This is a genomic window from Epibacterium sp. ABV4_022, assembly GCF_056159345.1.
In genome coordinates, this window is sequence record NZ_JBSWVA010000001.1 from 1010001 (window position 1) to 1031873 (window position 21873).

Annotated in this window: 15 protein-coding genes, 1 tRNA gene and 2 rRNA genes (1 of these 18 cut by a window edge); 9 read left to right on the forward strand and 9 right to left on the reverse strand. The window is 59.7% G+C overall.

The features are described 5' to 3' along the window. From ACXAF5_RS04855 to ACXAF5_RS04865, 3 genes are all read left to right on the forward strand, one after another. Window positions 1-2823 (forward strand): 23S ribosomal RNA (locus tag ACXAF5_RS04855) (it extends 8 nt beyond the left edge of the window). Window positions 2824-3062: 239 nt separating this feature from the next. Then, window positions 3063-3177 (forward strand): 5S ribosomal RNA (gene rrf, locus ACXAF5_RS04860). A 55-nt stretch (window positions 3178-3232) separates the two neighbouring features. After that, a tRNA-Met gene (locus tag ACXAF5_RS04865) sits at window positions 3233-3309 on the forward strand. A gap of 154 nt (window positions 3310-3463) precedes the next feature. Here ACXAF5_RS04865 and ACXAF5_RS04870 read toward each other — a convergent pair. Further along, the gene (locus ACXAF5_RS04870) at window positions 3464-3592 is read right to left on the reverse strand and encodes a hypothetical protein (RefSeq protein WP_474945739.1); all 129 of its coding nucleotides are present in this window, start codon (window positions 3590-3592) and stop codon (window positions 3464-3466) included. A gap of 651 nt (window positions 3593-4243) precedes the next feature. On the opposite strand from ACXAF5_RS04870, the gene ACXAF5_RS04875 reads away from it, so the two are divergent. Then, on the forward strand, window positions 4244-5797 hold the full coding sequence (locus ACXAF5_RS04875) for a C1 family peptidase (RefSeq protein WP_474945740.1): 1554 nt from the start codon (window positions 4244-4246) through the stop codon (window positions 5795-5797). Between the two features lie 19 nt (window positions 5798-5816). Next, window positions 5817-10670 (forward strand): OmpA family protein, encoded by a 4854-nt coding sequence (locus ACXAF5_RS04880; RefSeq protein WP_474945741.1) that lies wholly within the window; start codon window positions 5817-5819, stop codon window positions 10668-10670. Between the two features lie 155 nt (window positions 10671-10825). Here the strand turns inward: ACXAF5_RS04880 and ACXAF5_RS04885 are convergent, their stop codons facing one another. The 7 genes from ACXAF5_RS04885 to fsa all read right to left on the reverse strand — a co-directional run bounded on the left by ACXAF5_RS04885 (window position 10826) and on the right by fsa (window position 16054). Further along, window positions 10826-11287, reverse strand: a complete 462-nt coding sequence (locus ACXAF5_RS04885; protein ID WP_474945742.1) for a hypothetical protein — start codon at window positions 11285-11287, stop codon at window positions 10826-10828. Between the two features lie 305 nt (window positions 11288-11592). Continuing rightward, window positions 11593-11988, reverse strand: a complete 396-nt coding sequence (locus ACXAF5_RS04890) for a hypothetical protein (protein ID WP_474945743.1) — start codon at window positions 11986-11988, stop codon at window positions 11593-11595. 230 nt (window positions 11989-12218) lie between these two features. After that, window positions 12219-12536, reverse strand: coding sequence for a hypothetical protein (locus ACXAF5_RS04895; RefSeq protein ID WP_474945744.1), 318 nt, complete (start codon window positions 12534-12536; stop codon window positions 12219-12221). Between the two features lie 205 nt (window positions 12537-12741). After that, window positions 12742-13434 carry a CDP-alcohol phosphatidyltransferase family protein gene (locus tag ACXAF5_RS04900; protein WP_474945745.1) on the reverse strand — a complete coding sequence of 231 codons (693 nt, stop codon included), beginning with the start codon at window positions 13432-13434 and terminating at the stop codon, window positions 12742-12744. Between the two features lie 128 nt (window positions 13435-13562). Then, window positions 13563-14498 carry a tyrosine recombinase XerC gene (locus tag ACXAF5_RS04905; RefSeq protein ID WP_474945746.1) on the reverse strand — a complete coding sequence of 312 codons (936 nt, stop codon included), beginning with the start codon at window positions 14496-14498 and terminating at the stop codon, window positions 13563-13565. Beyond that, window positions 14495-15208, reverse strand: a complete 714-nt coding sequence (locus ACXAF5_RS04910) for a DUF484 family protein (protein ID WP_474945747.1) — start codon at window positions 15206-15208, stop codon at window positions 14495-14497. The genes ACXAF5_RS04905 and ACXAF5_RS04910 overlap by 4 nt, the downstream gene beginning before the upstream one ends. 192 nt (window positions 15209-15400) lie before the next feature. Beyond that, window positions 15401-16054, reverse strand: coding sequence for a fructose-6-phosphate aldolase (gene fsa, locus ACXAF5_RS04915; protein ID WP_239324898.1), 654 nt, complete (start codon window positions 16052-16054; stop codon window positions 15401-15403). Window positions 16055-16231: 177 nt separating this feature from the next. On the opposite strand from fsa, the gene ACXAF5_RS04920 reads away from it, so the two are divergent. The 4 genes from ACXAF5_RS04920 to ACXAF5_RS04935 all read left to right on the forward strand — a co-directional run bounded on the left by ACXAF5_RS04920 (window position 16232) and on the right by ACXAF5_RS04935 (window position 21246). Beyond that, window positions 16232-18439: a primosomal protein N' gene (locus ACXAF5_RS04920; RefSeq protein ID WP_474945748.1), complete on the forward strand. Its 2208-nt coding sequence runs from the start codon at window positions 16232-16234 to the stop codon at window positions 18437-18439. Window positions 18440-18570: 131 nt separating this feature from the next. Further along, window positions 18571-19806 (forward strand): MFS transporter, encoded by a 1236-nt coding sequence (locus tag ACXAF5_RS04925; RefSeq protein ID WP_474945749.1) that lies wholly within the window; start codon window positions 18571-18573, stop codon window positions 19804-19806. A gap of 111 nt (window positions 19807-19917) precedes the next feature. Further along, complete coding sequence (locus tag ACXAF5_RS04930) at window positions 19918-20787, forward strand: 50S ribosomal protein L11 methyltransferase (RefSeq protein WP_474945750.1); 870 nt, start codon at window positions 19918-19920, stop codon at window positions 20785-20787. 111 nt (window positions 20788-20898) lie between these two features. Next, window positions 20899-21246 carry a hypothetical protein gene (locus ACXAF5_RS04935; RefSeq protein WP_474945751.1) on the forward strand — a complete coding sequence of 116 codons (348 nt, stop codon included), beginning with the start codon at window positions 20899-20901 and terminating at the stop codon, window positions 21244-21246. Between the two features lie 147 nt (window positions 21247-21393). Here the strand turns inward: ACXAF5_RS04935 and ACXAF5_RS04940 are convergent, their stop codons facing one another. Beyond that, entirely contained in the window at window positions 21394-21612 is a 219-nt protein-coding gene (locus tag ACXAF5_RS04940) for a DUF1127 domain-containing protein (protein ID WP_239324887.1), read from the reverse strand. Between the last annotated feature and the right edge of the window lie 261 nt (window positions 21613-21873).

The following is a 21873-nucleotide window of genomic DNA, read 5'->3' on the forward strand; positions in this document are numbered from 1 at the left end:
GCGAGAAGGGCGTTTGGTGGATGCCTTGGCAGTAAGAGGCGATGAAGGACGTGATACTCTGCGATAAGCCATGTGGAGCCGAGAATAGGCTTTGATACATGGATTTCCGAATGGGGGAACCCACCTGAAAGTTTGATATAATAGCACTTCGGTGCTGCTTATATCTGGCTTAATCAGGTACTTATTACCTGAATACATAGGGTTTTAAGAGCAAACCCGGGGAACTGAAACATCTAAGTACCCGGAGGAAAGGACATCAATAGAGACTTCCCTAGTAGCGGCGAGCGAACGGGAACCAGCCGAGCCTGATGAGTGACTAGAATGTGTTGGGAAGCACAGCCAGAGCGGGTGACAGCCCCGTATAGGAAGCTCTGAGGGACGTATTAAGTAGGGCGGGACACGTGAAATCCTGTCTGAAGATCGGAGGACCACCTCCGAAGGCTAAGTACTCCTTACTGACCGATAGCGAACCAGTACCGTGAGGGAAAGGTGAAAAGCACCCCGACGAGGGGAGTGAAACAGTACCTGAAACCGAACGCCTACAATCAGTTGGAGGCTCCTTGCGAGCTGACAGCGTACCTTTTGTATAATGGGTCATCGACTTGGTCTTACGAGCAAGCTTAAGCCGTTAGGTGTAGGCGCAGCGAAAGCGAGTCTTAATAGGGCGCATGAGTTCGTGGGATCAGACCCGAAACCGAGTGATCTAGGCATGACCAGGATGAAGGTGCGGTAACACGCACTGGAGGTCCGAACCCACACCTGTTGAAAAAGGTCGGGATGAGTTGTGCCTAGGGGTGAAAGGCCAATCAAACTCGGAGATAGCTGGTTCTCTGCGAAATCTATTTAGGTAGAGCGTCATCCGAATACCCCGGGGGGTAGAGCACTGGATGGGTAATGGGGCCCCACAGGCTTACTGATCCTAACCAAACTCCGAATACCCGGGAGTACTAGATGGCAGACACACTGCGGATGCTAACGTCCGTAGTGGAGAGGGAAACAACCCTGACCTCCGGCTAAGGCCCCTAATTCATGGCTAAGTGGGAAAGCAGGTGGGATGTCCAAAACAACCAGGAGGTTGGCTTAGAAGCAGCCATCCTTTAAAGATAGCGTAACAGCTCACTGGTCTAAATAAGACGTCCTGCGGCGAAGATGTAACGGGGCTCAAGCCATGAGCCGAAGCCGAGGATGCACATAGTGCATGGTAGCAGAGCGTAGTGTGACATAGAACAGCTCCTCCTTAACGCCTTCGGGCGTATTGGAGGAACAGTTCTTTCGATGAAGCGGGCGCGTGAGCGATCCCGTGGAGAGATCACTAGCGAGAATGATGACATGAGTAGCGACAAAGAGTGTGAGAGACACTCTCGCCGAAAGTCCAAGGGTTCCTGCTTAAAGCTAATCTGAGCAGGGTAAGCCGGCCCCTAAGCCGAGGCCGAAAGGCGTAGGCGATGGGAACCAGGTTAATATTCCTGGGCCAGGAGGATGTGACGGATTGCGAAGGTAGTTTGCTCTTATCGGATTGAGCAGGCTGCTGAGCAGTCCCTGGAAATAGCCCTCCATCAGACCGTACCCTAAACCGACACAGGTGGACTGGTAGAGAATACCAAGGCGCTTGAGAGAACGATGTTGAAGGAACTCGGCAAAATACCTCCGTAAGTTCGCGAGAAGGAGGCCCGGGTTCAAGGCAACTTGGATCCGGGGGCACAAACCAGGGGGTGGCGACTGTTTATTAAAAACACAGGGCTCTGCGAAGTCGCAAGACGACGTATAGGGTCTGACGCCTGCCCGGTGCCTGAAGGTTAAAAGGAGGGGTGAGAGCTCCGAATTGAAGCCCAGGTAAACGGCGGCCGTAACTATAACGGTCCTAAGGTAGCGAAATTCCTTGTCGGGTAAGTTCCGACCTGCACGAATGGCGTAACGACTTCCCCGCTGTCTCCAACATCGACTCAGCGAAATTGAATTGCCTGTCAAGATGCAGGCTTCCCGCGGTTAGACGGAAAGACCCCGTGCACCTTTACTACAGCTTCGCACTGGCATCAGGATTGTGATGTGCAGGATAGGTGGTAGGCATCGAAACTGAAACGCAAGTATCAGTGGAGCCAACCTTGAGATACCACCCTTCGCACTCTTGATGTCTAACCGCGGTCCCTCAACGGGATCCGGGACCCTGCGTGGCGGGTAGTTTGACTGGGGCGGTCGCCTCCTAAAGCGTAACGGAGGCGCGCGAAGGTGGGCTCAGAGCGGTCGGAAATCGCTCGTTGAGTGCAATGGCAAAAGCCTGCCTGACTGCGAGACTGACAAGTCGAGCAGAGACGAAAGTCGGCCATAGTGATCCGGTGGTCCCGAGTGGAAGGGCCATCGCTCAACGGATAAAAGGTACGCCGGGGATAACAGGCTGATACTGCCCAAGAGTCCATATCGACGGCAGTGTTTGGCACCTCGATGTCGGCTCATCTCATCCTGGGGCTGGAGCAGGTCCCAAGGGTACGGCTGTTCGCCGTTTAAAGAGGTACGTGAGCTGGGTTTAGAACGTCGTGAGACAGTTCGGTCCCTATCTGCCGTGGGTGTAGGATACTTGAGAGGAGTTGCCCCTAGTACGAGAGGACCGGGGTGAACGATCCACTGGTGGACCTGTTATCGTGCCAACGGTAGTGCAGGGTAGCTATGATCGGAAAGGATAACCGCTGAAGGCATCTAAGCGGGAAGCCCCCCTCAAAACAAGGTATCCCTGAGGGCCGTGGAAGACCACCACGTCAATAGGCCGGAGATGTAAGCGCTGCAAGGCGTTCAGTTGACCGGTACTAATCGCCCGATTGGCTTGATCTGATCCAGTAAAAGACAGCCAAAACCAAAAACGCATACAATAAACTTGGACAACACGTTGATGATAAAATCGTCAACCCGTTGATCTCCTGAAAAGGACGATCAACACGTTGATGATCTCGATCCTGGAGTGCGCCATAAACCGGCAAGCCATCCGGAGGCTTACGAGACTTGATACTCAAGTCTCTCACAGCCGACCGAATAACCTCCTCAGGATCGAAGATTATGGGATGATTATTCGGTTTGGTGGCCAGAGCACAAGCGAAACACCCGGTCCCTTCCCGAACCCGGAAGTTAAGCGCTGTTGCGCCGATGGTACTGCGTCTTAAGGCGTGGGAGAGTAGGGCACCGCCAAACCTAATAATCACCCCAAAAACAAAATCCTCTCTAAACAAAACACAAAAACAAACACCGCGGGATGGAGCAGCCAGGTAGCTCGTCAGGCTCATAACCTGAAGGTCGTAGGTTCAAATCCTACTCCCGCAACCAATACTAATAAACAAAGGCCGCAGTCAAAAGACGAGCGGCCTTCTTGCTGTCCGCAGTACTCAACAATCCCAACAGCTTGCCGCGAACCGTAAGCGCGTCGTGCTCCTAGGCGTCCCAGCTCAACACAACCGTGTCGATCAACCGGTAAAGTCCGTCAGCTGATCGTTGCGGAGATCGACATGATCGCCTGCAAGCGGAAACTGTGCTGGCCTTGGTTGTCCAGCACCAGTCGCACCACGCACTCGCGGACCTCAGGAGAATATTTGTTTGTTGTCTTGCTCATTGTTGCTTCATCCTACTCAGGAGTTGAAGCCTCCGGCAAACCTGGTGCTGGTCAGTGACGCAAGAGACCCGGACCTCCAAACCGCAAAAATCCATATCCGCATGGCACTCGGCACCGTCGAGGTCGTCCGCGTCGCCTAAGTTCGGAGGGGTAAGCAGGGGACCTGGCCTCGAGAGGAAGTTCCGCAACAATGCCAGTTGACCTGTTGAAATGCAGAAGCGAGAATATGAGCATCGGCGGGGGTGAATATATCAATGAGGTAGAAACACTTGGTTTTTTGTTCAAACAACAGCCACCTTAGGTAGGTGATGGCAATTGTTTCTTGGCGACCTCGGCACCGCCAAGCCTATATACCAACAGAACCTCTTGGTCGCGCAGTAATCCGCTATTGCGTGAGGACTGGGTGCCTCCTTATTCGCGTTTAGAACCTACTCAACTTGGAACGAGGGGCATTCCTTGATTTCTATCAGTATCGCTCGAAAATGTTTTGCAGGAGTGCGGGCTTCGGCGATGGTGCTGGCTGTTAGCTGCGCCCTTCCTGTGGGGGCGCAAGACTACAGTCTCGGAGCGATTTCTGACCCTGAGATCTATGGTGCAGTACCAAAATCAGCGCCATTGGCGCGCGGGGATTATCTCAGCGCACCGGCTTCGATGTCACTCAAACGGTTTGTCCCACCTGTTGGCGACCAAGGGCAGCAAGGCAGCTGCGTGGGCTGGGCTACAGCCTATGCAGCACGCACTCTATTGACCGCCAAAGATCTGGGCGTCGACAATTCCACACAATTGAGCAGCATGATCCTGTCGCCCGCCTATGTGTTCAACCAGATCCACCAGCCGGGCTGTAATGGCTCTTATGTGGCGGAGGCGCTGACATTGATGCAGCGTCAGGGCGTGTCGTTGCTGAGCGATTTTCCCTATGATGAATATTCCTGCACGGCGCAGCCCTCCTCCAGCGTGCGCGACAAGGCGAGCGCCTTTCGCATCAAGGGATATTCCCGGCTTTGGGGAGGTTCGGGGCGCAACAAACACGTCGCCACTCGCCGGGCCTTGGCCAACGGCAACCCGGTGGTAATCGTGATGGGGGTGGGCGAGGGCTTTATGCGCCATAGCGGCAGTGGCACATGGCAGCCGTCCTCGACCGAGTGGAATGAACTGCGCAGCAACACGCTGGGCGCCCATGCGATGACCGTGATCGGCTATGACGACACGCGCGGGGGCGGCGCGTTTGAGGTGGTGAACTCATGGAGCAGCGGTTGGGGCAATCGCGGGTTTTTCTGGATCTCCTATGAGGATTTCAACGCCTTTGTTTATGAAGGCTATGAGGTGCTGCCACCTGATCCGCCACCGCCGCCTCGCGTGGTGGACATGGGCGGCAGCGCGCGGGTGCTGCATATTTCGGGCGACGCGCTGGATGTGACGCGCACGAATGACGGCTATCGGCTGCGCCAATCCCTGCCTTCGGGGACACGATTCCGGGTAGAGGCCTCCAGCCAGTTCAACGGTGCGCTTTATGTGATCGGGGGCGATGCAAGTGGTGACTATGTGACCCTGTTTCCGCGCGGAGATCGGGTGACGCCTTATACGCATAGCGGCAGCACACTGTTGTTGCCGGGGCCGACAGAGCAGCATTTCACCCGGCTGAATGACACGGTTGGCACCGATTATTACGTGCTTTTGTACACCCAAGAGCCGCTGGATGCGCAGGCGGTGGCCGCGCGGATGGCGCGTGCCTCGGGCAGTGTGTCTGCACGGCTGCGCAGTGCCTTGGGCAACCGGCTGGTGCCACAGGATGAAATGGAGCTGCTGGCTTCTGGGATTGGCTTTGAGGCCGACAGCGGTGATGCCGATGTGGCGGCGGTGGTTCTGAGCATCGATCATGTCGCGCCAGATCCAGCCAAGGGCGACAGCGCCGCGCCGCTCATTGTGCTGACGGATCCCGCGCCAGAGGCGTTTGACAGCGATGACGCGGTGATCCCGGTGCCAAGCCGCCTGTTCCGCCTAGAGGGCATGGCGCAGGACCAAAGCGAGATTGCATCCCTCAAGGTCGAGGGAGCGCTGAGCAGCCGCTATTCCTCGCGCGGGCCATTCCGGGCAGAGATCGAACTGCCCGAGGGGCCGGGGCCGCACCCGATCAGCATCGAGACCCGAGATGCGGCAGGTAACACTGCGCGCCGCACATTCCAATTCAGCCTGACTTTCAACTGATCCTTGCAGGAGACGTTCCGTGATCCGAACCGCCATACTTCGAGTAATTTGTTTTCTATCGCTGGCATGGGGGGCCTCTGCGCAGGCGCTGGAATGTCGATACTGCGAAGGCAAGGACCTTGGCGATCTGATTGAGCTGTCGGTGTCGCGCAACAGCGGCGCGCTGCGCTCTCAGATCCGGGGCTGGATTGCCGAAAAACACCCCAATACGCCCGCGGGATATGTGGCGCGCGCCTGGGTGCTTGATCAAAGCGGCGGTGATCTGAAAGAGGTTGAGCAGCTTTATAGGGAAGGCATCAAGCGCGACCCTTCGCTTGGTCTTGGCTTTACCAATCTCGGCTACAATCTGGAACGCCAAAAGCGGTACGACGAGGCGTTTGACTACTATCTGCAAGGGGCCAAAGCCTGGCCTCACCACGCATTTTTTGTGCAATACGCCTATTTCAACCTGAAGAACCGGGAAGGTGAGGCCGCCGCAAACGAGTGGTTCGACAGCTACGCGCCGACCGGTCCGGCGCAGGATTGGGTGTATGATTATGTGCGCGGGGTGATGGCGCGCACCAAGGGAGACCGCAGCACGGCGGACCGCTATTTTAAACAGGCGCTGGATCGCTCCACCAACGTTAGCGCTCTGACGGCGTGGCTTGATAATCGGTTGCGGATTCTGAGCGCCCAACGCGCAGACCGCAATACGCGTTTCAATGCCATTCGCGAGGCAATTGATTGGGCCAATGACAACCGCAATGACGCGGCGCTGCGCCATATCGGCAAAATCCTGTGGGATGATTTCAAGATGCACCGCGAGGCGCATCCGATTTTCCGCGCGGCCTATGAGATGAACCCGTCGCCAGAGGCGGCGCATGATGCCTTTGGCTCTATCGGCAATGATGATTTTGAGGGCGCGATTGCGGTCCTCAATCAGGGTTTGCGCGATTTTCCGAACAATTATCATGTGCTGATCGCAGCGAACTGGGCGTGGAGCGAGTTCAAGTTCGATCCTCAGAAGGCCGAAGATTACGGGGCTCGCGCAATCGCGATGGCCCCCACTCAGGGCCAGCTTGATAATGCGATCAACCAATATGCCCGGTTCGCCAAAGAGGCTGCGCTATATGACCGCGCGGTGCCGGTGTTTGAAAAATACCTGCCGACGGTAAACGGCACCGCCTATCGCAATATTCTGGGCGATTACGTCGACAACCGTGTTCATGCGCGCGATTTTGAGCAGGCCAACCGCCTGCTGCAACGCGCCAAAGAGTATGGCGGTTTTTCGGAAAACTGGATCGCGGGGCGGGAAAACCGCATTCGCAATGCGCTGCGCCTGCAAGGCCAGCGCGAACGCTTCTTTGCGGAAAATCCCTTTCTCAAGGATTGGGAACAGCGCTTTGGGGACAGTTTGCGGGTGACGGTGGAATTCGCCACCGGCAAGGCCGACATCCGCGAGGCGGGTCTGGGTGTGCTGCAGCAGGCGGCAGATGCGCTCAAGGCGCTGGGCGCTGAAAACTATGTGTTCCTGATTGAAGGTCACACCGACATTACCGGCAGCGACAAGGTCAATCTGCCGCTGAGCGATGCGCGTGCCAAATCGGTAGAGCAGTATTTTGTCGAGAGCGCAGGCATTGCGCCGGAGCGCCTGCAAACCGTGGGCTATGGCTCGCGCATACCGCTGGCGACCAATGCCACCGACCGTGGCAAGCAGACCAACCGCCGGGTCGAAATCCGCCCCTATGGCAATATCTCTGCGCCGCAGATCTCAACCTCGGGCTGGCTGGACGCACATTCGCTGACGCTGAGCCCGGATGGCCGCTATGCGGTGACCGGCAACACGCCCGCACAGGTCTGGGATCTGGAACGGATGCTGCGGGTTCATCAACTGCCCATCGGGGGCAACTCGCGGGTAATTTCGCCCAATGGTCGCTATATTGCGGTGAAATCCTCCTTTGTGGGGGTCACCGGTGTCACGGATAATCTGCTTTATATCTACGACATGCGTACCGGGCTGATGCACAGCCAGTTGCCCAACTCGATCGAGATCGACGAGATCTCTTGGTCGCCCTTCTCGGATGCGGTGGCCTATAGCGATCGGACCGGTTTCCTGAAGGTCTATGACATGGCAACGCGCAAGTTTCGCGGCGTGACCAAGATGGGCACCATTCGCGGCTCGGAGCAGATCGTCTGGTCGGGGGATGGGGCGCATATCGTGACCAAATCGCCGCGTACCGCGCATGCGGTGGTGCGGGATGCCAAATCGCTGCAACCGGTGGGGTCGCTGCGCAATACCGGCTGGCTGCATGGCTTCGCCAATACACCTGACGGTAAGTATCTGGTGGGGATGAACAACAGCTATGAGCTGATCGTCTGGACCACCTCGGACTGGCGCGAGATTGCACGCAAGCGGATGCCTGCGATGACGTTTAAGCTGATCGCCCATCCCACGGAATCCAAGGTGATGATCGCCGATACATTCACAAATAACACCCGTCTGGCGCTGGTGGAGGTGCCGAGCCTCAATGTGACCGCGCAGCTTCAGGGGGACCCGGAAAAGATCCTCTATGGTGGGTTCACACCGGATGGTGGGCATTACATAACGGCGATGGATGACCAGATTGTCTATCTTGATACCCGTGACCTGAGCGTCGATCAGCGCAAGGACGGGGCCGCATATAAGGGCCGTGGGCTGACCATGGTGCCCTCGCAGGATCTGGTGATGTCGCGCGACAGTGCCGGCACCAGCGTATGGAACATCAAGACGGGCCGCAGGGTGCACCGGATCGAGGGGGAGGTTTACCAGACCTGGAGGCCGCTCAATCAGGATGGCTCGGTTCTGTTCACCTTTGACGAAGATGGGCAGATGCTGAAGTTCGACACCACCACCTTCCGCAGTGAAGTGATCAAGCAGATCGACGGCAAACCCTACAGCGTGCAAGAGAACGACACGCATATTGTGGTGGGCACGGTACCGCAGGGCGAGGGGCCGTTTCAGTCGCCGCGCTCCACGATCTATATGATCGAAAAGGCGACGCTGAATGTCGTGATGCAAAAGAGCTTTGACATCGTGTCCGAACCTGTCCGGTTCAATGACATCTATGATCCACGCGTGTTTGCGCGCCTTGCGGACAATGGCATGGTGGCGGTGACGTCCTCCTGGATGGCCGGGTTCAAACAGGGGGCGACCGATGGTCGCGTCGTGACCATCTATGATGGGCCAGCCAACCGTGAGGTGACGACGTTTCAGGCCGAGGATCGCTTTTTCCAGATGGACTGGGCCGAGGGGGGCGATGTGCTCAAATTTCGCGGCAAGGGGCGGTGGTATCTGCACGATCCCAGCAATGGCAAAAACACCGGGCGTGAAACACCCAGTCCGAACTATGAGGTCGAGCTTGCGGATGGTCGCACGCTGGAGTGGTTCTGGGATCACGTCACGCTGGATGGCAAAGAACTGACCTTCCCGCACAACCTGCGCTATCTGGAGGCCCACGCAGAGCGCAATCTGGCGGTTGGTCTCACCACCGGTAACGAACTGATCTTTATTGATTTGAACCGGATGGAGCAGGCGCTGACCATTGCGCCCCGCAAGGATGGCGAATGGATCGCGTATACCCCCGACGGGCGCTACACAGCGTCCTTGCAGGGGACAGAGGGTGTCTATTGGTCGCTGGGCGACAACTACCTGCCCTTCTCGGCGCTGGCCGAGAACTATGAGCGTCCGGGCCTGATCCGCAATCTTCTGGACGCCATCGCACGTGGGGAAGCACTGCCGGATGATGGCGTGGATGTGGATGCGGACGTTTTTGAAGCGCCCTATGCGGTGCGCCTGATTTCGCCCCAACGCAGCAGCACCCAAGACGAAACCTATGTGGTGGAGTTGGAAGTGCTGAAGGACAACGCCGATCTGGCCGATCCTGAGATCGAATATACGCTCAACGGGCGCCGGGTGCTGAAATCGCGCGGCTTTGAGGAAGAGGCGTTTTTCGACGGGCAGGAAACCGTGGGCTTCAGTCGCCGGTTTGACCTTAATCCGGGGCGCAACGTCATTGAGGCATCATTGGTGTGGCGCGATGCGCGCATCCAGACCCAGACGCTGGAGATTATCCGCGAAGGCGGCGAGGCCCCGGATGAGAAACCTTCCGGCCAGACGCTGTGGTTCTTTGGGGTTGGGGTGTCCGATTACGAGCGGTCCAGTCAGAACCTAAACTTTGCCGACCGTGATGCAACGGAACTGGCAAAGCTGATGGAGGCGCAGGAGGGCAAGCTGTTTAACCGGGTCGAGACCAAGGTTCTGACCGATGCAGAGGCCACAGAGCGCAATGTTCGCATCCAGATGAACGAGTTTCTCGACCAGTCGGCGGATGACGATGTGGTTGTGCTGTTCCTTGCCGGACATGGCGTGGTCGACGAGGAACAAGAGCTTTACTTCATGACCCATGAGGGCGATCTGGCCAAACCCTACACCGGCATGAGCGTTGATCGTTTCCGGGACTATCTGGAAAACCGGCCGCTCAACCAGAATGCGCTGATGCTTCTCGATATTTGCCACTCTGGTGCCGGGGGTAACCGCGTGGTGGCCGATGATGCGGTGCAAAACCTCACCAAAGGCACTGGGGCTGTGGTGTTTGCGTCTTCCTCCGGATCGGAGTTGAGCTTTGAGGACGATAGCTTTGGCGGTGGTCACGGTGCCTTTACGGCGGCGCTGCTCGAGGGCTTGCGCGGGCTGGCAGACAACCGTGTCGGGGATCGCAACGGGTTTAACTCCTTGCAGGAACTGGTGTTGTTTACATCCTCGCGGGTCCCCGAACTTACAGAAGGCCAGCAACGTCCACAAATACCGGCGTTGTCGCTGAATGTGGACTATCCGCTTAGCGTTGCAACAAATTGACCGATGAGGACATTGCATTGCTTGCTGTAGGCAGGGCGACCGCGCTGCGCCGCCCGCCACTCGGCTGCATTGACCACACGCAGGGACGAAACACCTAGATCGGACAGAACAGGCGAGGAAACGGAGCGTTACTCAAACTCGACGGCGACCACGGGCTAGGAGGCTATCCGGGACAGAACGTCCTGGGTATTCGTGTACATCTCCTGAGCAAAGCTGCCAGATGACATACCCCGGAAGGTCGTATCAGGCGCATCTCCCCTGAGCGGTTGCGTCATTTGTGCGTTCAGCAAGCTTTCGAGCGGAGGCAATGTGATCGGGTCCATCGCCTCGGGCGCCGGGGCGGGAGGAACTTCGGCGCGGATGGCATTGTCTGCCGATGGTGTTGCGGGAAGCCCATCATAGGGGGACAGCCTGTCGCTGCTGAACAGGGAGTCAAGGTCGCGGTCACGCGGCGCCGGGTCATCGCTTAAGAAGCTGGCAAGACGACTGTTGGCAAACTCCGCACCTGTTGCCCCGTCTGCATCCGCATTCAGGGCCATCGTATCGGTTTGCGTATATACCGTGATGTCGGGAACATTCACGGGGGCGCCGGAGTAGGCACGCATCGCTGGGGTCATGTTGCATTCCTTTCCACAGATGTGACGAGTCTCATGACTCTCAGGAAAACTCGACCTCATATTAGCATGCGCGTCTTCGCATTTGTGAGGGTGGATAAATGTTTAAGCTTTTTGGTCTCCGGCGATGGTGTCGGTATTTCTCCATTGATTTCATCGCCTTGCGCTGTTTATTCAAATACAGATCGATTTGCGTATATGCGACGTTCACGTGACCTGCCTGGAATATACAGGCCACGGTGAGTGTCGGCGTGATGTTTTGATGATGTCTAAGGCCGACCCCGGGGGGCTTCAGGGGCGCTGAGACCTCAGGAAAGGATACCCATCGCACGTTCATAATTTTCACGGGCCAGGAGGGCGCTCATCGGAACCGGGCCCTCGACATTGCCGGACATGACGCCCTGAATGTAACGGGACATATCGATGCTGTTGGCGTTGATTTGCGTGATGTCGCCCGAGGAGATGGCATCGCGAACCTCCAGTACGGGCTCGTAGGGGGGCGTTTCTTGGGGGGAGGGTGTTCCGGTAAGCGCCTGTTCGCGTTGCAGAGCAAAGGCCATTCCCTGAGTGCTTCCGGAACTGATCGGAGCCGTGAGAGCCTGAGTGATCTCGTGATTTGTCTGCACCGCGTTGTGATTCGCAAATCCATTCAGGTGACCTTGCATCATGCGATACACGCCCAGATCCATAGCAGTCGTATTCATTCTTGTGCTCCATTGTCCCACATTTGAGCTGAATTTTAGACAAATGTGTTAGGAGCGCATCCGCGTATTGATCTATGCGACACCTCATTCAGGTAGGCGCAGAGCAACGATCGATATTTATGACATACTTCGGGATAGGGTCGCCGGGGCCACTTGGAGCGTGCCAGCATGTTGGCGGGATCTGGCGCGCGCCGAGCGGAGCGTCGGGGCGGTCCTTGTCGAGATCCGTATCAGAAGATGGATTTGGCACCAGTGTACAAGCGGCTTGCCTCGCGGCAACTGGTTGCGGGCCGGTCCGGCTGCGACATCAGACTGAGCTCCAAGTTGCCCCGACGGGCACGCGCTTGGGGGCTGGTGGTTGGTGCTTCTGCTCCATCATCGGTTTCAACCGCGCGTGGGAAGACGGCGTTGGCGGCCGCCTGCTGCAGATTTGCCATCGCCCGCGCCAGTTGCTGTCTGGTATGGGCCGAAGTGCTGGCTGCCTTGTAGCGGGCTGCGGTGATGGGCACCGGTAGCGGCGGCGCTGTGTTTTCCTGCTGCGAGGACATGGCAAGGGCTCCTGAACCTGGGCACTGGGACTATAATAAGTTGCCTAGTATTTTCAGAAGTTGTGCTTAATGCTTTCCTAAATTATCCGCGAAACCGCGCGGTGATATCGCTAAAACGGAATAAAAACAGCCAGCAGATGCTGCGTACGCCGAGGGAGATGCCCGTGTGACGCAATGCGCGGGCACGCAATCCTCTGGCGATGTTTCAGGATCGATCAGGGACGATCTGCTGTGCCACGCCAACCAGAAGCAAGTAGACGGAGGTGAGCAGCAGTGCGGTGTTGACCACGGCTCCGGGCGCAAACTCAACCCAGGCCGTCCACCCCGCCAGTGCAGTCCACACCAGCGCGATCGGCAAGGAGATCCGGCGCCAGCGTTCGGTGCGCACCGGGTGGATGAATTTCAGCGGCATGAACTGGGTTGCAGAGAGTACAGCCACCAGGACGAGGCTGATCCAGTGATTGGGCTCCAGCGCGAAGATGACCAGCACCAGCATGTTCCAGCACCCCGGAAAACCGGAAAAGGAATTGTCCTTGGTCTTCATCCGGGTGTCGGCAAAGTACATCGCACTGGTGAAGGTGATCACGATGATGGCCGCCCAGCCGGTCCAGCCCGACATGAGATCGGATTTGAACAGCGCAAAGGCCGGGATGAACACATAGGTCAGATAGTCGATGATGAGGTCGAGGAGCACCCCGTCGAATTGGGGTGCGTTCTGTTTGACATCATAGTGGCGCGCCAGCGGGCCATCGACACCGTCCACCGCAAAGGCCACCACAAGCCAGAGATACATAAGATCCCATTTCGCATCCACGGCGGCGAGCATGGCCAGCATGGCAAAGACGGCGCCGGTTGCGGTGAGGAGATGGACGGACAGGGCACGGAGTTCAATCGACATTCGCCTGTGATGACGAATTTCCGGGCGGGCTGCAACCCGCAACCGGGCGAAAGGGCTGCGTCGAGGACAGATTGCCAGGAATTCAGGGCAGATCCTCGTCAAGGCAGACGCCCGCGCGAGGCGGGGCGTCAGGCCTTTGGGTGCGCGCGGGTGTAGACTTCCATCAGATGGGCGGTATCGACCGCCGTGTAGGCCTGTGTGGTCGAGAGGGAGGCATGGCCGAGCAGCTCTTGGATGGCGCGCAGATCACCGCCCGCTTCAAGCAGGTGTGTCGCGAAACTGTGGCGCATGGCATGGGGGGTGGCCGTGGCCGGCAGCCCCAGTTGACGGCGGGCATCGGCAACGGCCCCTTGAACCATTCGCGCATGCAGCGGGCCGCCGCGGACGCCGCGAAACAGTGGCAGGTCATTCTCCTTGGGATGCGGACAGAGCTGCAGATAGCGCTCCACCGCCTGCTGCGCGGCGGGCAGGACGGGAACCACTCGTTCCTTGCCGCCCTTGCCGGTGATCCGAAGCGTCGCCGGCAGCGGTGCATCCCGTCCGAGCAGGCCCAATGCCTCCGAGATCCGCAGCCCGCAGCCGTAGAGCAGGGTCACAACCGCCACATCGCGCGCGGCAACCCAGTTTTTCTGGGACTGCAGCTCGACCGTGGCAATCATTGCGCGCGCGGCGTCCTTATCCAGGGGGCGGGGGAGCTTCTTCTGGAATTTGGGCGCACGGGTCGACAGAACAGCCGTGGGCTCAAACCCCTCGCGTTTGGCCAGCCAGCCGTAGAATTTCTTCACTGCAGAAAGTTTGCGCGCGAGCGACCGTGCCCCCGTGCCGGTGCTGCGTGTCGAGGCCATCCAGGCGCGCATGTCGGCGGTGGTGATCCGTTGCAGGGCACCGAGGCCCTGCGGACTGCCGAAATGCAGGCTCATGAAGGCGAGGAAATCCACCACATCGCCGCGATAGGCGGCGCGCGTGTTCTCTGCCGCCCCCTCAAGCGCGCCCAACCCATCCAGCCAGGATTGCAGCGCATCCCGCGCCGCCGGAGAGATCAGGGTTGGGTCCGCCGCGCTCAAGACAGCCAGCGGCGCATGCAGCGCTCGAACACCCCGCCGAAGAACGTCAACAGGTCGGTGCCGTGTTGCGGGGTGAACTGATGCGGATCCTCTGCGCCAAAGACCAAAAGGCCAGGCAGGCGCCCTTCGCCCAGGTCCAGCCGCAGGCAGGCCTCGGAGCGCAGGTCCGCGGCGCGTTCGCCATAGATCCGGGAGGGGCCGGAGCGCACCTGACGCAAGATCACCGGGCGGTCGCCGCCGTAGCCGCGTCCCTGAGACAGATATGTCTCGACAAAACCGGCCTCGGTAAACTTCAGCACGTCGCCAACCCGCTCCACCGCGGCGCCGGCTTCTTCCTGGGTGGTTTCGAGAATCAGGGCCAGAGCGTCAACACGCAGGATATCCCGCAGGTCGCCGCGCAGGACTTCCATGAACCCGGCAAAGCTCTCTGGGTCCAGCAGGCGCAGGACGGCCCGGTGGATCTGGTTGGTTCCGGCGAGGTTTTCATAGGCCGCGGCGATCACCGACCGATGCGTGTCCTCCAGACGGTCGAGCCGGGTTTCCAGCCGTTCCATCGCGATGCCACGCAGGTCCACGATGTTGGAGCCCATGGCACGCTCGTTCGCAGCCACCAACGCCCGCATCACATTGGGGTCGTCCAGCACCATATCGGGCTTTTCAATGATTTTCTGGCGCAGGCTGTCGTCCAGCTCGGCGGGTGTGCTGCTCATCGTCTTGTTCGAACCTCTGACCGGGTTTTGAGCACTATAACATGAGGCTCAGGCCTGCGCGCGCGAAAAATCGCAAAAACGTCCGAGCTGCGGGCCAATGGCCTCGGGTCGGCAGCAACCTGCTGAACCGGAACAAAAAAGGCGCCCCTGTGCCGGGGCGCCACCGTGTCGACCTTGCGATGGTCGATCGGTTCAGAGGATTTTGATCCCGGCCGCCTCGATGTCCGCGAGAAAGGCCGACAGGCCCTTGTCGGTCAGCGGGTGGTTGATCATGGATTTGATGACGGCGGGCGGCGCCGTGATCACGTCGGCCCCGATCCGGGCGCTGTCGATGATGTGGTTCACGGAGCGGATCGACGCCGCGAGGATCTCGGTCTGGAAGCCGTAGTTGTCGTAGACCGTGCGAATGTCCTCGATCAGATCCATCCCGTCGAGGTTGATGTCGTCAAGGCGACCGATGAAGGGGGAGATGAAGGTCGCGCCCGCTTTGGCGGCCAGCAGCGCCTGATTGGCGGAGAAGCACAGGGTCACATTGACCTTGTGACCTTCGTCGGTCAGGGTCTTGCAGGCCTTCAGACCGTCCCAGGTCAGCGGCACTTTGACCGCGATGTTCTCGGCGATCTCCAGGAGCTTGCGCCCCTCGGCGATCATGGTTTCGGCATCGGTGGCGGTAACTTCGGCGGAAACCGGACCATCGACGAGATCGCAGATTTCCTTCGTGACTTCGATGATGTCACGGCCGGATTTCTTGATCAGGGAGGGGTTGGTGGTGACGCCGTCGACCATGCCAAGATCGTTCAGCTCGGCAATGGCCTCGATTTCGGCGGTGTCTACGAAGAATTTCATGGGCTTTGGTCCTCTGGATGGCTTGGCCTCGGTGCGCCTTGGCTTTACCTGATAGGAGGTCTCGCGAAAAGTGCGAAAGATTTCGCAGCGAGCCCGGGCGCGTTCGCGCGCATGTTAGCGTAAACATCTGGCCGCGGCTACCGTTGGGTCAACAAAAAGAGCAGGGTCACGCGAGGAATGGCGCAGCAAGCCGAAAGTCCGGAGTTTTTTGCCCAAGGGGAGCGGGTGGGTGTGCTGACGGCGCAGCCGCTGGATCGGCTGCTGGACTATCGCGCACCCGAAGGAGGCTGTTTTCTGGGGGCCTTTGTCGAGGTGCCGCTGGGGCCGCGCAAGGTGATCGGCGTGGTCTGGGGGCCGGGTGCCGGGGATTTCGACGCGGCCAAGCTGCGATCTGTGATCCGGGTGCTGGATCTGGCCCCGATGCGCACCGAGATGCGTGGCTTTCTGGAGCGCGCGGCGCAATACACCCTGACGCCGTTGTCGATGATGCTGCGGCTGGCAACGCGGGCGCCGGGGCTGGCGGATCCACCCTCGATGCGCAAGGTCCTGCGTCGCGGGGAGGGCGAACCCGGCCGCATGACCGATGCGCGAGCCAAGGTGCTCGACGTGATGGACGAATATGACGGTGCGGCGTTTACGGCGTCTGAACTCTCCGGGCTGGCCGGGGTGACCAGCTCGGTGATCAAGGGGCTGGTCAAACAGGGCGCCATCCGCGAGGAAGAAGCCCCCCGCGACCTGCCGTTCCCGCCGCTGGATCCGGAACTGCCGGGCAAGACCCTCTCGGACGATCAGGCCGCCGCCGCCGCCGCACTTGAGGCCGGGGTGAATGGGGGGCGCTACGGTACAACACTCCTGAAGGGTGTCACCGGCTCTGGTAAGACGGAGGTTTACCTTGAGGCTGTAGCCGCCTGCCTGCGCAAAGGCCGGCAAGCCTTGGTGCTGCTGCCTGAAATTGCGCTCACGGCGGAATTCCTGAAGCGCGTGGAAGCACGGTTTGGTGCGGTGCCAGCCGAGTGGCATTCCGGCGTCACCATGACCGAACGGCGCCGGGTCTGGCGGATGGTGGGGCAGGGGGCCGCGCAGCTGGTGATTGGCGCGCGGTCCTCGCTCTATCTGCCGTTTCGCGATCTCGGCCTGATCATCGTCGATGAAGAACACGACACCTCATACAAACAAGAAGAGGGGGTGCTCTATAACGCGCGGGATCTGGCGGTCTGGCGGGCGTCGCTCTGTCAGGCGCAGGTGGTGCTGGCCTCGGCCACGCCGAGCCTGGAGACATGGGCGAATGCGGAGGCGGGCAAATACCAGCGCCTCGATCTGACGTCGCGCTTTGGCGAGTCGGTGCTGCCGGAAATGCGCGCGATCGATATGCGCAACGAGGACCTTCTGCCCTCAACCTGGATATCGCCGACGCTCAAGCAGGCGATGAAGCTCAGGATCGAACGCGGCGAGCAGTCCCTTTTGTTCCTGAACCGGCGTGGCTTTGCGCCGGTGACGATCTGCCGGGCCTGCGGCACGCAGGTGGCTTGCGATAACTGTGATGCGCGCATGGTCGAGCACCGGTTCATGAAACGTCTGATGTGCCACCAATGTGGCGAGACCAAGCCGGTGCCGACCGAATGCCCCTCCTGCAAGGTGGAGGGCAAGATGGCCCCCGTCGGCCCCGGCATCGAACGGCTGGGTGAAGAGGCAGCGGTGCTGTTTCCAGAGGCCCGCATCGCGGTGCTGAGTTCCGATCTCTTCGGCTCTGCCCGCGCGCTGAAGCAGCGGATCGAGGAAATCGCCGCCGGTGAGGCGGATATCATCCTCGGCACCCAACTGGTGGCAAAGGGGCACAACTTTCCGCTGCTGACACTGGTCGGGGTTATCGACGCTGATCTTGGTTTGCAGGGATCGGACCTGCGCGCGGCGGAGCGCACGTTCCAGCTGATGCGGCAGGTGGCAGGGCGCGCAGGGCGGGCGGAGCGACGCGGCGAGGCACTGATGCAGAGCTTTCAGCCAGAGCACCCGGTGATCCGCGCGATCCTGTCCGGTGACGAAGAGAGCTTCTGGCGCGCCGAGGCGGAGCAGCGACAGGCCGCAGGCGTGCCCCCCTATGGGCGTATGGCAGGGGTGATCCTGTCGGGCACGGATCTGGCCCAGGTGTTTGACCTCGGCGGCGCATTGGCGCGCAACGATGGGCCGCTCCGTCAGGTGGGGGCACAGCTCTTTGGCCCGGCGCCGGCGCCCATTGCACGGGTGCGCGGGCGGCACCGCGTGCGTCTGTTGGTCAAGGCCGACAAGGGCGCTCCGTTGCAAGACGCAATCCGCCGCTGGATCGCACCGTTCAAGCTCAAGGGGGATCTGCGCCTGAATGTGGACATCGATCCGCAAAGCTTCCTCTGAACCGAACGGGCGGCGAGGCGCTGAACCGGGGGATGGCCCTGCGGGAATGCAGGGGGATCTGTGCGCTCACTGGCGTGATTTGGTACAATTCTTGACTCGCCCTGTCGAATAAAGCGCTCTAAAGCCAAGGCATGAATACGCCCATGTCCCTCGATCAGGCCCGGTCGCTGCCGTTCTGGCGCCGTCCCATCACGCTGCTGTTTCTGATGGCGATCGCAATGCCCGTCGCCTTCAACACCTGGTCGGCGTTGCTGAACAACTTCGTGATCGAAGTGGCGGATTTCGATGGCGCGGACATCGGCCTGCTGCACACCGTGCGCGAGATCCCCGGTTTCCTTGCGTTCCTCGTGATCTTTCTGATCATCTTCATTCGTGAGCAGGTGCTGGGCCTTCTGTCGCTGGCGCTGCTTGGTGCGGCAACCGCGCTGACGGCGTGGTTTCCCACCTTGCAAGGCATTTTGATAATCACGGTGCTGAGCTCGATCGGCTTTCACTATTTCGAAACCGTGGCCCAGTCGCTGCAACTGCAGTGGTTGTCCAAGGAACGCGCCCCGCAGATGCTGGGCTGGCTGGTGGCAACGGGATCTGCCGCGACGCTGGTCGTCTACGGCGCGATCGTTTTGCTGTGGGAGCCGCTGGGCCTGACCTACAATGCCGTTTATCTGGCGGCGGGCGGTTTCACGGCGGTGGTCGCCATCTTCTGCCTGTTTGCGGTCCCTCAGTTCGACGGTCCGACCCCGCAGAACAAGAAGATGGTGCTGCGGCGGCGCTACTGGCTGTACTACGCGTTGCAGTTCATGGCCGGCGCCCGGCGGCAGATCTTTGTCGTGTTCGCGGGGTTCATGATGGTGGAGCGGTTTGGCTTTGAGGTGCATCACCTCACCGGTCTCTATCTGATCAACCTTCTCATCAATATGATCGCCGCGCCGATGCTGGGGCGGTTTGTGTCCCGGTTTGGGGAACGCCGTACCCTGATCTTTGAATATGTCGGTCTCACCACCGTCTTTGCCCTCTATGGTGGCATCTACTGGTTCGGCTGGGGGGTGGTGCTGGCGGCGACGCTCTATGTGGTGGACCACATCCTGTTTGCGCTCGCGCTGGCCCTGAAAACCTATTTCCAGAAGATCGCCGATCCGGCCGATATTGCGCCGACGGCGGCGGTGGCCTTTACCATCAACCACATCGCGGCGGTGTTCCTGCCGGTCTTGCTGGGGCTCCTGTGGGTGGCCTCTCCGGCGGCAGTCTTTGGGCTGGCGGCCCTGATGGCGCTGGTGTCGCTGGCGCTGTCGCTGATGATCCCGCGCCACCCGGAGCCGGGAAACGAGACCATCTTTGCCAAGTTTGCCGCCCCGGCACCGGCAGAATAACCTGAAGGGGTGGGGGCGCAGCCCCTGCTGCCTCTTGACCCTGCATGCAAGGCTCGCGTAGGCGCTGATCCAGCCCGCGCCCTGTGCGCCCAGTTCTTTCGGAGACCCTCCATGCCCACCTTCACCGCCCTCACCACGCTGACCGGAAAAGCCCAGGCCGAGGCGCTGGGCGAGGCAATGGAGCGGCTCAACCCGGAGCCGACTGGGGTCGGCGTCTTCGAGGTCGAGGATGACTCGGGGCTCTGGGAAGTGGGGGGCTATTTCACCGAAGCTCCGGACGAGGCGGGGCTGGCCCTGCTGGCGACGCTGCACGGGGCGAAACCCTTTGCGGTCTCGGAACTCCCCGAGACGGACTGGGTGGCGCATGTGCGTCGCGAACTGGCGCCTGTCGAGGCGGGCCGTTTCTTTGTCTACGGCAGCCACGATGCCGACAAGCTGCCCGGGGACAAGATTCCCTTGCTGATCGAGGCGGCGATGGCGTTTGGCACCGGCCATCACGGTACCACCCTGGGCTGCCTCAAGGCGCTGGATCACCTGATCGGCACGGGGTTCGAAGGTGAGAAGGTCGTGGACATCGGCTGTGGCACGGCGGTCCTTGCCATGGCGGCGGCGCGGGTCTGGCCGCAGGCACGGGTTCTTGCAAGTGACATCGACGAAGTTGCAGTTGATGTGGCCGAGGCCAATATGGACGCCAACGGCATGAAGGGCGCGGTGCAATGTCTTGAGGCGGCAGGCTTCGATGCACCGGCCCTGAAGGAAAGCGCGCCATATGACTTGATCTTCGCCAATATCCTCAAAGGTCCGCTGGTGGCACTTGCCCCGGACATGGCGGCGCATCTGCGTGCGGGCGGATATGCGATTCTGTCCGGTATCCTGAACGATCAGGCCGATGACGTGATCGCCGTTTATGCGCAAAACGGGGTCAATCTGGTCCAACGCGCAGAGATTGGTGAGTGGACGACGCTGATCTTGCAGAGGTAAACGGCGATACCGGGCCAGTTTAATAGAGTTTTAGCGATCTGCCTTCCTTTGGTCACAATTCAAGCTTAACTTCTTTCCATCCGCTGGTGGGGGCCAGTTCGGAGTTTCGCAATGAGCGACCAACACGCAGAGTTTCGCCACCGACTCCGTCGGCTGGACCGTAAGAGCTTGCAGATGAGCCAGGGCTACACAGCCAAGATGCGCGCAGACGGGCTGATCGTTGTCGAGCCGCGCAAGGTCGTGCGCTCCAAGGTCACCCTGCGCTCCCTCATTTTGTTCCTGACAGCCATTCTGGTATTCAAAGGCTTCCTGATCGCATCGCTTGGCTACAGCAGCTACGATGAACGTGTGCAGAAACTCAGCCGCGGCACCGCGGTGGAACAGGGCGGTGCCTTCCTGATGCAGGCCGACCCGATTTCGACCGCAATTGCCTCGCATCTGGTTCCGTATTTGCGCTGAATCTGCGCTGATCGGGACGACGCCCGGTCGAAGACGGTCGAGCGAAGACAGTCGAGCCAGCGAACAAAAACGCCGCCCCGGAACCTCTCCGATGGGCGGCGTCGCGTTTGTATCCATCCGGGGCCCGCGCACGGACCGGCGTCTGTTTCAGACCAGCGGGGAATCCATGCCGATGCTGTCAACATCGCCGCGGTTGAGCCCGATGTCGGACAGCTCGCGGTCGGACAGCGCGCCAAGCGCCTTGCGGGTCATGCGCGCGTCATTCCAGACGGCGACGGTGGCGATCAGCGTATTCACAAGAGCGCCGATACGGCCGATCAGGCCGGTGGTGCCTTGGGCGGTGCGGGTGGTGTCGAGTACAGCCATATCCACGTTCTCTCTCATTCGAGTTCAGGTTTGTCGCATCAGTGCGATGAGCGGCAGATAGAGACGCTTTTCGCGGCTCACAAGCGCAATTTTTGCATGTGTCCCATGCAGTTTTCGCATAGCTTTGAGGTATGTAAATAAGGGGTTTCGTCATGTTTCCGGTGAATCGCGGAAATCTGTCGGCGTCGTATTTCGGGATGTCGTTTCCAGGCGCTTTTGGGCTGCGCTAGCCCGTCTGCTACGGGTGCAATCGAGGAACCA